The organism is Pseudoalteromonas sp. N1230-9, assembly GCF_032716425.1.
GTDB lineage: Bacteria > Pseudomonadota > Gammaproteobacteria > Enterobacterales > Alteromonadaceae > Pseudoalteromonas.
On the sequence record NZ_CP090420.1, the window covers coordinates 494,745 to 509,441 of the forward strand.

Genomic DNA, 14,697 nt, shown 5'->3' on the forward strand with positions numbered 1-14,697 from the left:
CCAAAAAATCCGCCTAATGTTGAATTAAGCGCTACGAAGCAAACGCCAAGTAGCCACTCTCACTAACAAAAAATAGATAACCCGTTCGAAGGATTTTTATTATGACAACATATCAACGCGAAACCGATAACTTAGCTACTTTATGTCAAACACAAGGCAAAACGTGGCAGTCAATCAACCCTGAATACGCAAGCCGTATGCGCTTACAAAACCGTTTTCGTACGGGTCTAGACATAGCTCAATACACTGCAGACATTATGCGTGCAGACATGGCAGCTTACGATGCTGACCACAGCCAATACACACAATCATTAGGTTGTTGGCATGGTTTCACTGCACAGCAAATGATGATGGCAATTAAACGTCACAACAAAACAACTAAACGCAGCTATGTATACCTAAGTGGCTGGATGGTTGCGGCACTTCGCTCTGAGTTTGGTCCATTACCTGACCAAAGTATGCATGAAAAAACATCTGTTCCAGCGCTAATCGAAGAAATCTACACTTTCTTAAAGCAAGCTGATGCACGTGAACTTGACCACCTTTACAAAGACCTAGACGCAGCGAAAGCAAACGGCGGTGATGTTCAAGCCGTGCTAAATAAAATCGATAACTTCGAAAGCCATGTTGTGCCAATTATTGCTGATATCGATGCGGGTTTCGGTAACGAAGAAGCAACTTACCTACTTGCTAAAAAGATGATTGAAGCGGGTGCATGTGCTATCCAAATCGAGAACCAAGTATCTGACGCAAAACAATGTGGTCACCAAGCTGGTAAAGTAACTGTACCGCATGAAGATTTCTTAGCAAAAATTAACGCAGTTCGTTACGCATTCTTAGAGCTTGGTATTGATAACGGTATTATCGTTGCGCGTACTGACTCATTAGGTGCAAGCCTTACTCAAAAAGTGCCGGTATCTAAAACACCTGGCGACCTTGCTAGCCAATACACATCGTTCCTTGAAACAACACCAGTAAACAGTGTGGATGACTTAAACGAAGGCGACACAGCGATGAAGCTTAATGGTCAGCTTTGCAAGCCAACACGTTTAGACAATGGTTTATACCAGTTCCGCGAAGGCACAGAGAAAGACCGCGTAGTTCTAGACTGTGTAACTAGCTTACAATCAGGCGCAGACTTACTGTGGATTGAAACAGAAAAGCCAAACGTTAAACAAATCGCTGAGCTTGTTAACCGCGTTAAAGAGCAAGTACCCAATGCTAAGCTGGTATACAACAACTCACCGTCGTTCAACTGGACACTTAAATTCCGTGAGCAAGTATATGCTGAGTGGCAAGAACAAGGTAAAGACCTATCTGCTTACCCAAGCATCGATGACAACAAGGCATTAATGGCTCCAGAAATGGATGACACAGAGCTTGCAGCGGCAGCAGACGTACTTGTGCAAAATTTCCAAAAAGATGGTGCACGTGAAGCGGGTATCTTCCACCACCTAATCACGCTACCAACTTACCATACAGCGGCGCTAAGCACTGATATTCTATCAGAAGGCTATTTCGGCGACCTAGGTATGCTGGCCTATGTTCGTGACGTACAACGTCAAGAAATTCGCCGTGAGCAAGCATCAGTGAAACACCAAGACCTAGCAGGTTCAAACATTGGTGATACTCATAAAGAGTACTTCTCTGGTGAAAATGCGCTTAAAGCCGGTGGTGAAGCAAATACCATGAACCAGTTCTAACCAAGTAATGATGTAATACCTTTATAGCTATTCAATAATGTTGTTAGGGGCCTTCGGGCCCTTTTTCGCTTTTTAGCTATCAGCTTTCAGACTCGTTTCTCGCACCTCGCATCTCGTATCTCGCACCTCGTAGGTTCGGATCACTCTTTAACCAAGTCTTGGATCAGCTATTTACTAGCTTTATAAAAATACAGATCACGCATTTACCAGCTTAAGAATTTTAGATCAGGATTTAACTACCTCCGCCTTATGAGCCTTAATTTAGGGCTTATTGGCAGAGCACAGCCTCTAGAATGGCTAAAATTAGGTCATATAAACGGCAATTTAATGCTGTTTTGTAAAATCTTGCGATTTACAAACCGATTTTTTATTAACTCACCCAAGCTATAAACCGATTTTTTATTAACTCACCCAAGCTATAAACCGATTTTTTACCAACTCAACATCCTCACAAACCAAAATTTTACTAACTGAAGCTAGGTTTTTAGCGGCACAAACCGATTTTTTACTAACTCAAGTTACTGATTTTGGCTATAAACCGATTTTTTACCAACTGCTTTTTATTTAATGTCCGATATTCATTAGAGGTATGTAAGGAGTTACTCACATTTTTGACTGTAAAGGGGGTTTACAGAGAGGGAACTCGCAAGGGGCAAAGTGAGAAAGAGTAAAGTTAACAAGTAGCAGCAGGTTTACCCCGCGTTATGGTTTTATTAAATGATCATTTGGATATGGCGCGATATAGAATCGCGCCTAATACAATTTGAGATAAGTTAAGCGAAACTGCATCACGAAATCAGTTCACCTTGCGCAAATGAAGCGTTCTCGCTTCGCTCGATGTCGTTAATCATTTCCACTGTTTTTATCAAACCACCATTGAATATAGGCTACTTTAGTCATTAGGTTTGATGGGCGCGCGGTAATACCATGTGAGGCATTAGGGATACGCACCATCGCTGTATCAACACCTTGTAGCTTTAACGCTTGGTAAAATTGCTCAGTCTCAGAAATCGGGGTGCGATAGTCTGATTCGCCTGTTAATAGCATAGTGGGTGTTTTTACATTGCCCACATAGCTAATTGGAGAGCGCTTCATATAATGCTCAATATTGTCCCATGGCTTACCTGGGAACCAATAGTCAGCAAAGAAAGGATAGAAATCAGCAGTTAGTACAAAGCTGATCCAATTGATGACTGGTTTAGCAACAACAGCTGCTGCAAAGCGGTCTGTATGACCCACAATCCATGCAGTTAAAACACCGCCACCTGAACCGCCGGTAACAAACAACTTACTCTCATCAATAAAGCCTTTATTGATAACAGCATCAACACCTGTCATCAAATCATCAAAGTCATTACTTGGGTAGTTGTGATGAATTGTTTGCGCAAATTCTTTACCGTATGAATCACTGCCGCGTGGGTTCATATAAAGCACAACATTGCCCTTGGCTGCGTATAACTGCACTTCAGGGCTAAAGTGAGGGCCGTAGTTTGCAACAGGGCCACCGTGGATCTCTAAAACAAGTGGGTACTTTTTGTTTTTATCAAAACCAGGTGGGTATGCAATCCAACCTTGAATAGCCAAGCCATCATGGCTTGATTTAACCCAAATTTCTTCAACCTTAGCCAGTTCTTTGTCGCCCAGCGCATCTTCGTTTAATTGCGTTAAACGAGCCGTTTTTCCGCGCTTAATTAATGCTACATCAGCTGGACGCTGTGTATCAGCGAGTGTGAATGCAACTTCACCATCTTCGCTCACATCAAAGTCACCACCTGAATATGGGCGACCAAAGGCGACACTACCAATCTGTGAGGTAATCACTTTATGTTTACCACTACGCGGCTGGTAAGCTAGGTGTGTTTTACCTTCGCTATCGTAACTAAAATAAAGACCTTGGCCGCTATCATCCCATTTAATGCTTTCGACACTGCGATCTAAATCAGCAGTGAGCACCGAGCTTTTACCTGATTTTAAATCAAGTAAATAAATGTCGTTATTTTCATAGTTAGTCTTTTTGTCATCATAGCCAGTGTAAGCGAGATAACGACCATTTGGAGAGACTTTAGGACTTGAGTCAGGGCCTTTACGGTCTGTTATTTGGCTGATTGAACGATCCGCTAAGCTAAGTTTATAGATTTCAGATTCAGTCGGATGTAGCTCATTGTCTTCATAACGATTAGCTGAAAAATAAAACGCATCGCCTTGTTCATTAAAGCTAATAGCACCACTGTGATCAAAATCTCCAGAGCTTAATTGGCGGGCATTGCCGCCTGTTGCACTAATAATGAAAAAGTGACGGTAGCCTTTTTCAGAGTAGCCACCGCCATCGGCGCGGTAATAGGTATCGTCAATATATTTAGCTGGCTCTGCCCATTTAGCGCCTTCAGGCTTGCCTGGTAAAGACACTGGACTGGCTGATTTTGCTGGCACAAATTGGCTGAACACCAATTGTTTGCCATCTGGCGTCCAAGTTAATCCGCCAGGGCTTTGCGTTAGGTTACTAATTTTTGCTACGTTACCGGTTTTTAACCATTTTACATAGATTTGGCTGCTACCATCTCGGGTAGAAATAAACGCTAAACGAGTTTCATCAGGTGACAACACCGGAGAGTAATCCATATGCACGCCAGACGTTAGCGGTAGCATGGTTTTACCATCTGGGTTTACTGACCAGATATTACTAACTTTACGGTCACTTTTGATATCCATGCGATTACGCACAAAATAAATTGTATCGCCATTTTTTGTCATTTCTATTTGGTTGGCGTATTCAAGATCAAAAACATTTTCGAGCCCAAAGGTATTGCTAGCTCCCGCATGGCTGTAAAAGCTGGTTGCTGCAAGCAGTGCTACAGACGTTTTAAACTTCATTTGATTTCCTTGTTAGTGAGCGGTGTTTAACCTGTTATAAAGTAACAACCATCAGAAATATAGTCCATTGCGATGAATGGAGAAATCAATAGACAGATGGTCATTTCCCTTTTATGTTGAGTACAGACACTTTTAAACGTGAGGAACACACAATGATAGGTTACATCATGTTAGGCACTAACAACCTAGCTAAAGCAGTAAAGTATTACGATGAATTGTTCGCCACCCTAAACGCCGAGCGCTTTTTAGAAACTGACCGCTTTGTCGCATGGAACACTGGGCAAGATAAACCTGGTTTTGCGGTTACCAAGCCTTACAACGATGAAAAAGCGACCGTAGGAAATGGCACTATGATTGCGTTGGCAGTTGAAACTCCTGCTCAAGTAGATGCTTTTTACAAAAAAGCCATAGAGCTTGGCGGCACAGACGAAGGCGCCCCCGGCCCACGTGAAATGCCCGGCTTTTATGCGGGATACTTCAGAGACCTAGACGGTAACAAACTTAATGTGTTTTGTTTTACGCATGGATGAGTGAAGTTAGCAAATGTAGTCGCAGCTGCAACATCCCACAACATGTTGCAGTCTCGCGCGAAATAAATTGCACGCCTACAAAGCTGACAGCTTAAAGCTCTTACAGCTACCAAATTCTCCCTATTTTCATTAAACTGCTGCTATAAAAAATAACTATAAAAATAAGCGAGTTAGAATAATGTCGAAACTGTTTAAGTCACTTTCATGTGCCGTTACATTAGCGTTGGTTGGATGTGGCACAAATGAGGTGTTTACAGCATCTGCTAGTAGTGAGTTTGCTCATGGTGATGAGCTATTAAGTGCCACAGCGCTAACCGAGGATGCGAGTCACGCGTTAGTGGCAACCCAATCTGAAGTGTGTGTTTGGGATAATCAGTTAAAAGCACGTTTATACGATTGTATAACAGGGCAGGGCGCTGAGCATGTTGAGCTTGTGGGTTTTAGCGCTAACAAATCTCGTTTTTTTATTTCAAATCGGTTATCGGTGACTTTATACGATACTCGCACGGGGCGCAGTATCGGCACTTGGCTCACCGGGCAAGAAATTGCTAGAGACATCGCTATTTCATCCGTGGGCGATACGTTGGTTATTGCCTATCGTAGCGGCAAGGCTGAGGTGATAAACACCCGCACAGGTGATACTAAGCGTTTTGATATTCATCGTTTAGATATTAATAGCGTGGCGTTATCGGTTGATGGTCAGTGGGCGTTTAGTGGCTCAAGCGACAAGTACGTTAAACTTTGGTCAACGAGTGATGGTAGCATTCGCTTTGAAGAGCGTTTAGCGACTAGAGTGAATCACGTAACTTTAAATAAATCAGCAAGCTTGGCCTTTGCAATTGATTCGGTTGATGATCGTGTATTCTTTGATTTGGCCAATAAAAAAGAGCTATCAGAAGTGGACTCATACTCTAACTTTATTGAGTTCACCGCATCGCAATTTATCAACCAAGACAAATGGCTATTAACTGGCTCGCCAAAAATGAAGATGCGTTTATACCGTGTTGCAGATGGTGAATTAATCGCTGAATACGAAGCTAAACAGCAGCGTCAGCGCACGTCAGTACTGAGTGTGGCTTACGATGGTACGCAGTTATATTCACAAACCAGTGACGGTCTATTGCAGGCTTGGCCGTTTGAGATGAAAAGCAACAAATAGCAGCAAAAAGTAGATAAAACAAAAACGCCTACTTAAAGTAGGCGTTTGTTCTTGAGTACGATTAAATTAGTAATCAAATTTATGCTTGGTAAACAAGCTTTGCACTTGTTGCCAAACCGCACCAGGCTTACCATCGCCAATTAATTTGCCATTCACTTTTACGACAGGGCCAACTTCTTTAGTCGCGCTGGTGATCCATACTTCGTCGGCATCAAGTAACTCGTCTTTACTAATAATGCGTTCTTGCACTTTAAAGTCACTGTAGCTGTGTAGAATATTGAGAATTAACCAGCGGGTGATCCCAGGTAAAATTTGGTTATCAAGAGGTGGCGTACTGATCACACCATCTTTAACAATAAACACATTACTTGAACTGGCTTCGGTAATTTCTTCTAAACGATTAAATAGAATGGTTTCTTTGTTACCTGCAGCTGCTCCGTGTTGGTAATGAATAACGTTACCAAGTAGTGCCGTTGATTTAATATGGCAACGCTGCCAGCGGCGGTCTTGCTCAAGTGATACGGTATATACTGTCGCATTATCGATGTCACTAACAGGTTCTGCTGGAATTTCAAAAGTAAATGCAAATACTGTTGGAGTAATGTTAGTTGGGTAGCCATGGGCACGTTTAGTGTCGGCGCCGCGGCTTACGTGCAAATAAATCCCCAAGTTGTCACCATGGTTTTTCTCGCATAAATCATTACAGATTTTACGCCACGTATCGGCACTGTAATCGAGCTTAATTTCAAGCTCATTTAAGCCGTTATTCATACGCTCAATATGTGCGCCAAAGCCAAGCATTTTGCCTTGGTAAGATGGGATCACTTCATAGATGCCATCGCCAAATAAGAAGCCGCGATCCATAGGTGAAATTTTTGCTTCATCAGCACCAAGGTAGTCACCGTTTAGGTATACCGTGCCCATTGTTAAACCTCATTCTCTGTAATAAAGCCGCCAAGTTGGCGAAGCTGAGTTATTAATTGTTGGCCATGCATAGCATGCAAACCGTCTTCAGTGAGCTCGTTTTTATGAGTAACACCATCAACACTACCGCGCTCACTTAGGTAATGCAGAATGTCTAGTGGCTCAATATCTGCCAATAAGTCAGTGTTGTGCCAGCGGCTTAAGAATCCAATGAGACCATAAGCAGCCCAATTAGATACATCAGCCAACAGCAACTCATCACAAGGTGTTAAACAAGGTGTAATACTAAGATCTTGCATATGCTGTGCAAGGTTACCCATGCCTATTTCATTACCGCCATCACCAATTGCGATAGTGGGGCAGTGTGCTTCTGTCACAAAAAAATCAAAGCAGCCACAATGTTCAGAAATATCAATGCCGCGCATATTGTAATAACGTTGATGCTGATTAAGCCCCGGGCGCTCTATTGATAAAACACAATCAGGCTTTAACTGCTCAAGGGCTTTAATGCTAAAAGTGCGCGCATTATCAATGTTGTTAATCGGCAGCTCAAAACAGTTAAAGTCTTTTTTCAGGGCACTGTAAAGGGGGTTGCCAGTGACCAAAATTGGCTGTTTACCAAGCTTCTCGAGTACTTTGTAAAGTGCTATAGCGCCAACAGGGCCATCGGTTTCAAAGGTGTTGTTAACCGCAAAGCCTGTACCAATCAGAATAGTATGTTGTGCCTTGTGAAGTGACTGAGCGGCGCGTAAATAAGTGCCCTTGGTTTGCCTAGCATATAAATACTGCATACCTCGTGGATTTAGTTCGACCATCATGCTTTCTATTTTTAGACTGAGTGCTTCATCACTTAGACTTGGCATAATGCGTTGATCTCTTGAATGAGGGCAATGCCTGCTTCGTTATCGCCGTGAACACAAAGGCTGTCGGCTTGGAGCGTGAGCTGCTGGCCACTTCGAGTGGTAACAGTACCATGTTCAATTAATTGTTTTACCTGCTTCAAAAGAGCTGGCTTCTCTAAAACACTTCCCGCAAGAGCGCGTGAGACTAACTTTCCTTCATCGGTATATTGGCGATCGGCAAAGGCTTCTAAAATGAGTTCGATACCTAATTCACTTGCTAGTGCTTTGTGTTTGGTTGCTTCATTGGTGGCTAAAATCATTAATTTTAGTGGTTTTGGATAACGAGCAACTGCTTGCATAACGATATTTAACGTATGCTCTTCGCGCATCATATCGTTATAAAGAGCACCATGTGGTTTAACGTATTCCAGCGTTAAACCATGCACAGTTGCCATGCCATCAATTGCAGCAATTTGATAATGAAGGCAGTTAGTGAGTTCTTTTTCGCTCATTGCCATCGAACGACGACCAAAACCTTGTTTATCTGGATAGCTTGGGTGTGCGCCTATAGTAACCTTGTGCTTTTTTGCAAGGGAGAGGGTGCTTGCCATTACATCGGCATCGCCCGCATGAAAGCCACAAGCGATATTAGCCATATCAATATGTGGCATCACTTGCTCATCTAGGCCCATTTTCCACATACCAAAGCTTTCGCCTAAGTCGCAGTTTAGTTTCATCGTCATTTAAAATGCTGCCATTTTACTATTTGGGATATCGGTTACCAGCATATGCCCTGGGCTATGGGTAATACAAAAATCAGGTGCTGCATTGGCAATCGCAACTTGTGGAGTAACACCACAGGCCCAAAATACCGGCACCTCGCCTTCTTTAATGGTCACTGCATCGCCAAACTCAGGTTTGTTAATATTTTTAATACCGATTGCTGCAGGGTCGCCAAAATGCACTGGCGCACCATGTACACTTGGAAAACGGCTGCAAATCTGGATGGCGCGAATGGCATCAGCGGGTTTCATTGGGCGCATACTCACAACCATATTAGCATGGAAGATCCCCGCACTCTGACACGCTATATTGGTCACATACATAGGCACATTTTTTTGCTCGCTGATATTTCTAATTTCAAGGCCTGCGGCAATCAATGCTTCTTCAAATGAAAATGAGCAACCAATCAAAAAGGTGACTAAATCGTCGCGCCAATGGCTTGTGATATCAGTCACTTCTTCAATCATTTGTCCGTTTTTAAAAACACGATAACGCGGCAAATCACTACGAATATCGATGTTTTTGCCAACAGTTGGCATATCGGTAACGCCTGGTAAACGGCTGGTTGCTATAATCGGGCATGATTTAGGATTGGCTTGGCTAAACTGCAAAAAGTCAAACGCGTATTGTTTAGGTAAGATCACTAAGTTTGCTTGTACAAACCCAGGCGCAAACCCAGACGTATTACCACTGTAATCACCCGTGCGTACTATTTTACGAATAGCCGCTGGGGTGGTTAATGATGCATCTTTTTGCAAGTGCCTCTCCTTGAAAATTAAAACCTAACCGAGGTTATTACAATAACACTCAGTTTAGGTCATTAATAGTAACGGGCAGTTGCCCTTTTGCAGGGGCTTTCCCTAGTAAAACGTTTGCCAGCGCTGTAAAAGCAGGACCAGCAATTTTTTCATCAGTGTCAACATCTATATTGTAAGCATAGGTGGCAAGTACTGCATCGCCAAATTGTCCGAACTGCGCAATATCGTAAGGGGCACGCAAGCTTACAAATACGGTCTTTTTATTGGCTAATTTTGCTTGTTTTAATAAGGACTCTAATGCAGCTGATTGATTAGTCTTAGCAATTGCAAATTCTGGGTTATCGGCTAAATCGTCCATACCGCCCACTTCAACAGCGCTTTGTTTTGGTGACGCATTTGCGGCAATGATGATATCGGCTTCATTAATTTTTTGTAATGTTGCAAGCGGCTCGTAGCCTTGCAAACTCGTGCAGCTAAAGCTGATTAGCTGATCGGTGTTATCAATTAACGCTTGTTGCAGAGCATAGCATTTGCGGGTATCAGGCATAATAATATGCACTTTGCTGCCCGATTTAATGCTAAGCGGTAGGGTGTTTTTCTCGTTTTTAATTTCGGTGATAGCCGCTAATGCTAACTCAGCTTCTACTTTCCTGTGACTTTGATCGCCAAGTAAAAGCTGCGCTTTTTTGATGGCTGCTTCGTCATCAAGTGAAGAGCTGAGTTTAAATTTTTCTTTTAGTTTTAAAATACGTGTTGCAGAAGCGCTCACTTCGTTTGCATTTAACGTGCCGCGTTGTACTTCTTGCTCTAATCGCTCAATCAGGGCTTCAAGTACAGCTAGGTCTTTAGGGCTTCTGATTTCGATGGGCATAAGGGCAATATCCACACCTGCTGCAAAGGTATTTACTACCGCTTCAATTGGTTCAAAAAAGTGGCTGATCCCCGCCATATCGAGTGCATCTGTGATCACCACACCTTGATAACCGAGCTCTTCTCGTAATAAGTCGGTGATGATTTTGCGCGACATCGTCGCAGGTTTGATCATGGTTTTGCCTTCTTTACTGACAAATGTACTGTTATCGAGGGCTGGGTATTGGATATGTGCCGTCATGATCATACCCGGTTGTTGGTTTTTAATAATTTCTTTAAAAGGAGGTAGGTCTTGCTGCCAAATGGTTTCTTTATCATGCATTACTTTTGGCAAGCCTGTGTGGCTATCTACATTGGTATCGCCATGCCCTGGAAAGTGCTTTAGCGATGAAATAACGCCGTTGCTTTCGAATCCTGCCACTTGGGCACCACCTAGTTTTGCAACCAATTGCGGATCTTCACCGTAAGAGCGCACGTTAATAACTGGGTTATCTGGATTCATGTTTACATCGACTGTGGGTGCATAGTTAACATTCACACCCAGTGCCAATAGCTCGTCGGCAATAATGCGGGCAGACTCAGTCGCGAAGTGGGTGCCATGCTCTTTATAGGTCGCGCCAATCGACATGTTACCGGTAAACGACGTACCTACATCACGAGGAATACGGGCAACTCGGCCACCCTCTTGGTCTATCGAAATAAACAGCGGTAAGCCTAACTCTGACTTGGCAGCGGCTTTTTGTAGATCATTATTAAGTTTGATTACTTGCGGCACGGTATCGATATTTTCTGCAAACAAAATCACCCCACCAATGTTATGTTTAGTGATGATATTCGCTAAATCGGCCGGCAGCTCTGTCACCGGTGTGCGGCATTTTTGCTCACCTGGGTCTTGTTCACAGTAATAGCGCAGGTCAAGCATGAGCTTTTGCCCTAACTGTTGTTTTAAAGTTAATGCAGACTCAGCAAATGATGATTGTAATGGCATGAAACATCCTAATCCGATAACCAGTGACGATAGTGCAAACTTATTTAACACAGCAAGCTCCAAAGCAAAACGCTTATTTAGTTTTTAGAATAAATTATTCTTGATGTTAATGGGTTTTTAAATATAAATACAGTATTTTTTTGCTACCCTAGCGGTTTTTGAGTCCGACTGCAAAAAGCTAAGTTAGATCACCAAATAAGGCTAATAGGCTTAAATAACCAACCCTTAATACTGATAAAAACCTTGGCAAGTTGATAATTTATCAATTTAATAGGTCGCTTTTTAGGTCAATTTAAAGTAATAATATATTCCATAATCATCAGCGTAAATATGACAAGCCTGGGGGCGAGATGGCTTTAACTCGATTGCACGCATTTAAACAGCAAATTAAACCTTTTTTACCAGAGTCTGCATTAATAGAAGATTACTCGCGCCGTTATGCGTACGGGACAGACGCCAGCTTTTATCGATTAATTCCTGAGTTAATTGTATTAGTGAGCAATCAAAATCAAGCACAGCAAGTGATCATTGCTGCTAACGAGCAACACGTACCCATCACATTTCGCGCCGCTGGCACGAGTTTATCTGGGCAAGCAATTACCGATTCGGTATTGGTTTTGTTGTGCGATAGTTGGAGCAAGTTTGAAATCCTTGATGACGCCGAGGCAATACGGTTACAACCGGCGATCATCGGTGCTCGAGTAAATCAAGTATTAGCCCCGTTTGGTAAAAAAATTGGCCCTGATCCTGCGTCTATTAATAGCTGCAAAATAGCCGGTATGGCGGCAAATAATTCATCGGGCATGTGCTGTGGGGTAGCGCAAAACAGTTATCACACAGTAAAAGATATGACGCTAATTTTTGCCGATGGCACTGTACTAAATACGGCTGATAGCCAAAGCTGTAATGCCTTTTTGCAAAGCCATAGTCGCTTTGTTGATGAGTTAATGAGCCTGATTGATAGCGTAAAGCAAAACCCAGATTTGAGTAAGCGCATCGCCCATAAGTACCGTTTAAAAAATACCACGGGTTATGGTTTAAATGCGCTGCTGGATTTTGCTGATCCAATCGAAGTCATCAAGCACCTCATTATTGGCTCTGAAGGTACGTTAGCTTTTATCGCCGATATCACCTACCACACCGTGGTTGAGCATAAGTACAAACACACAGGCTTCTTTATTTTTGATGATATCAGCAAGGTGTGTGAGCTGGTACAAAGGCTGAGTGAGCTTGATGTTGCAGCTGTTGAGCTACTAGATAAACGCGCCCTGATGTCGGTGTCTGAGCATGTTATAATGCCAAAAGAAGTGGCCAGCTACCCAGAGCAATCAGCGGCACTGTTAATTGAGTTAAGAGCTGAAAATGCACAGGCTCTCGATGCGCTCACAAAGGTCACCGAGCAACTTCTTGCCGAGTTTAAGCAAAGCCAACTGGCAGCGATAGAGTTCTCTGCAGATACTGCCCGTAATGCGGCTCTTTGGAATATCCGTAAAGGCACGTTTCCTGCGGTTGGCGCAGTGCGCGAAACAGGCACCACAGTGATTATTGAAGATGTTGCCTTTGCCCTTGATAAATTAGCTGAGGGGGTGAATGCGCTGCATCAGTTATTTATCAAATATGGTTATGATGAAGCCATTATTTTTGGGCATGCCCTTGCCGGAAATCTACACTTTGTATTCACCCAAGCTTTTGACACCTATGAGCAAGTAAGCCGATACGAGCAATTTATGGCAGATGTGGCGAACTTAGTGGCGGTTGAACTAAAAGGGTCATTAAAAGCTGAGCATGGCACTGGGCGTAACATGGCGCCGTTTGTTGCCACCGAATGGGGAGATGATGGCTTCGCGGTGATGGTTGCGCTTAAAGCATTATTCGATAAACAAAATATTTTTAACCCTGGGGTTATTATTAATCACGACAAAAATGCTCACACTCAGCATTTAAAAGTCATGCCAAAAAGTGATGATATTATCGATACCTGTATTGAATGTGGCTTTTGCGAAGTTGTTTGCCCATCAAAAGGGCTTACCTTAACACCGAGGCAGCGCATTACTTTATGGCGACACCGCACAGAACTGCACAATCAATTACTAACAACTGATGATGTAGCAAGCAAACAGAAATTAAATCAAAAGCTCGGTGTTATCGAGGCCGACTTTAAATACCTTGGTATTGATTCGTGCGCGGCAACGGGTCTTTGCGGCCTTAAATGCCCAGTGGGGATAAACACGGGCGAATTTATAAAATCGCTCAGAGCAGAGCTAGCCTTATCAAACAAAGTTGCGCGGTCACTATCACGCTTTGCCAGCAAGCATTTTGCGGTTGTTGCTACGGGGGCACGGTTTGGTTTAAGCGTGATGCAGGTGCTCGAAAAAGCAATCGGCAGTAGTAACCTTAGAAATCTGAGTAAACCTGCTAATAAGTTGCTTGGTACACCGCTGTATTACTCGGCGTGGCCAAGGGCCGAACAGCCAATAAATAGAAAGCTTCAACAACCCCAACAAGCGAAAAAGTTTGTGTATATGCCAAGCTGCGCAAGCCGAGTTTTCGCGGCCGATAAACTTGCTGATGATAAGCGCCCATTGCTAGATGTTATTTATTCACTCGCTGCCAAAGCAGGCTATGAAGTAGTTCTGCCGAAACAAGCAGGTTCACTTTGTTGCGGTATGCCATTTGCTAGCAAAGGCTTTAATAACGAGTTTAAAAACAAAAGTGAGCAGTTACTTACTGAACTCGAGACGCTTTCAAATAATGGCCAATATCCCATCGTTTTTGATGCCAGCCCTTGTGCACTTACTACTCTTAATGCCTCGCAAAATACGGCACTCACAATTTATGAAAGTGCTGATTTTGCAGCCCAGCATTTACTGCCTAATTTGCAAGTCACGCCCGTAAATGAGCCGGTGATGCTCCATGTTACCTGTAGTTCAAAGCGATTAGGTAAAGAGCAAAGCCTAGTATCACTTGCCAAGGCATGTAGTAATGAGGTGATTATACCTGCTGATATTGAGTGCTGTGGTTTTGCTGGTGATAAAGGCTTTAATTTGCCAGAACTCAATAACAATGCGTTAAAAACCCTTAAACAACAAGTACCAAACAACTGTCGTCGCGGTGTGTCAAATAGTCGTAGTTGCGAAATTGGTTTAACTGAGCACAGTGGCATTAGCTATCAATCAATTTTGTATTTGTTAGATCAGCAGAGTAACGAGTAGAGTATTTGCTCTTTTTCTTGCGCTAAATCAAATTATGACAAAAGTTCTATAGAGGTA

At 43.0% G+C, this 14,697-nt stretch carries 10 protein-coding genes; 4 read left to right on the forward strand and 6 right to left on the reverse strand.

Features of this window, described 5'->3' with window-relative positions:
* The first annotated feature begins 101 nt into the window (after positions 1–101).
* Positions 102–1,703 carry an isocitrate lyase gene (locus tag LY624_RS19565; RefSeq protein WP_237115520.1) on the forward strand — a complete coding sequence of 534 codons (1,602 nt, stop codon included), beginning with the start codon at positions 102–104 and terminating at the stop codon, positions 1,701–1,703.
* A gap of 843 nt (positions 1,704–2,546) precedes the next feature.
* On the opposite strand, the gene LY624_RS19570 is transcribed toward LY624_RS19565, so the two are convergent.
* Positions 2,547–4,574 carry a S9 family peptidase gene (locus tag LY624_RS19570; protein ID WP_341804442.1) on the reverse strand — a complete coding sequence of 676 codons (2,028 nt, stop codon included), beginning with the start codon at positions 4,572–4,574 and terminating at the stop codon, positions 2,547–2,549.
* Between the two features lie 152 nt (positions 4,575–4,726).
* On the opposite strand from LY624_RS19570, the gene LY624_RS19575 reads away from it, so the two are divergent.
* A complete protein-coding gene (locus LY624_RS19575; protein WP_130152005.1) occupies positions 4,727–5,104 on the forward strand; it encodes a VOC family protein in 378 nt (125 codons plus the stop codon).
* 178 nt (positions 5,105–5,282) lie between these two features.
* Positions 5,283–6,263: a WD40 repeat domain-containing protein gene (locus LY624_RS19580; protein WP_341804443.1), complete on the forward strand. Its 981-nt coding sequence runs from the start codon at positions 5,283–5,285 to the stop codon at positions 6,261–6,263.
* A 66-nt stretch (positions 6,264–6,329) separates the two neighbouring features.
* Here the strand turns inward: LY624_RS19580 and LY624_RS19585 are convergent, their stop codons facing one another.
* The 5 genes from LY624_RS19585 to LY624_RS19605 are packed head-to-tail and all read right to left on the reverse strand — an operon-like array spanning position 6,330 to position 11,428.
* On the reverse strand, positions 6,330–7,187 hold the full coding sequence (locus LY624_RS19585) for an aminotransferase class IV (RefSeq protein ID WP_341804444.1): 858 nt from the start codon (positions 7,185–7,187) through the stop codon (positions 6,330–6,332).
* A gap of 2 nt (positions 7,188–7,189) precedes the next feature.
* Positions 7,190–8,050, reverse strand: coding sequence for a glutamate cyclase domain-containing protein (locus LY624_RS19590; RefSeq protein ID WP_341804445.1), 861 nt, complete (start codon positions 8,048–8,050; stop codon positions 7,190–7,192).
* Entirely contained in the window at positions 8,038–8,766 is a 729-nt protein-coding gene (locus LY624_RS19595) for a 5-oxoprolinase subunit PxpA (protein ID WP_341804885.1), read from the reverse strand. The genes LY624_RS19590 and LY624_RS19595 overlap by 13 nt, the downstream gene beginning before the upstream one ends.
* Positions 8,767–8,772: 6 nt before the next feature.
* Positions 8,773–9,570, reverse strand: coding sequence for a putative hydro-lyase (locus LY624_RS19600; protein ID WP_130152001.1), 798 nt, complete (start codon positions 9,568–9,570; stop codon positions 8,773–8,775).
* A 49-nt stretch (positions 9,571–9,619) separates the two neighbouring features.
* A complete protein-coding gene (locus tag LY624_RS19605; protein ID WP_130152000.1) occupies positions 9,620–11,428 on the reverse strand; it encodes a glycoside hydrolase family 3 protein in 1,809 nt (602 codons plus the stop codon).
* Positions 11,429–11,778: 350 nt separating this feature from the next.
* Between LY624_RS19605 and LY624_RS19610 the strand changes: the two genes are divergently transcribed.
* Positions 11,779–14,640, forward strand: coding sequence for an FAD-binding and (Fe-S)-binding domain-containing protein (locus LY624_RS19610; RefSeq protein ID WP_341804446.1), 2,862 nt, complete (start codon positions 11,779–11,781; stop codon positions 14,638–14,640).
* The last annotated feature ends 57 nt before the right edge of the window (positions 14,641–14,697 follow it).

Bases quoted from the DNA above. Each gene is read 5' to 3' on its own strand.
- LY624_RS19565 (WP_237115520.1), top strand. From the start codon at position 102: ATGACAACATATCAACGCGAAACCGATAACTTAGCTACTTTATGTCAA.
- LY624_RS19570 (WP_341804442.1), bottom strand. From the start codon at position 4,574: ATGAAGTTTAAAACGTCTGTAGCACTGCTTGCAGCAACCAGCTTTTAC.
- LY624_RS19575 (WP_130152005.1), top strand. From the start codon at position 4,727: ATGATAGGTTACATCATGTTAGGCACTAACAACCTAGCTAAAGCAGTA.
- LY624_RS19580 (WP_341804443.1), top strand. From the start codon at position 5,283: ATGTCGAAACTGTTTAAGTCACTTTCATGTGCCGTTACATTAGCGTTG.
- LY624_RS19585 (WP_341804444.1), bottom strand. From the start codon at position 7,187: ATGGGCACGGTATACCTAAACGGTGACTACCTTGGTGCTGATGAAGCA.
- LY624_RS19590 (WP_341804445.1), bottom strand. From the start codon at position 8,050: ATGCCAAGTCTAAGTGATGAAGCACTCAGTCTAAAAATAGAAAGCATG.
- LY624_RS19595 (WP_341804885.1), bottom strand. From the start codon at position 8,766: ATGAAACTAAACTGCGACTTAGGCGAAAGCTTTGGTATGTGGAAAATG.
- LY624_RS19605 (WP_130152000.1), bottom strand. From the start codon at position 11,428: ATGCCATTACAATCATCATTTGCTGAGTCTGCATTAACTTTAAAACAA.
- LY624_RS19610 (WP_341804446.1), top strand. From the start codon at position 11,779: ATGGCTTTAACTCGATTGCACGCATTTAAACAGCAAATTAAACCTTTT.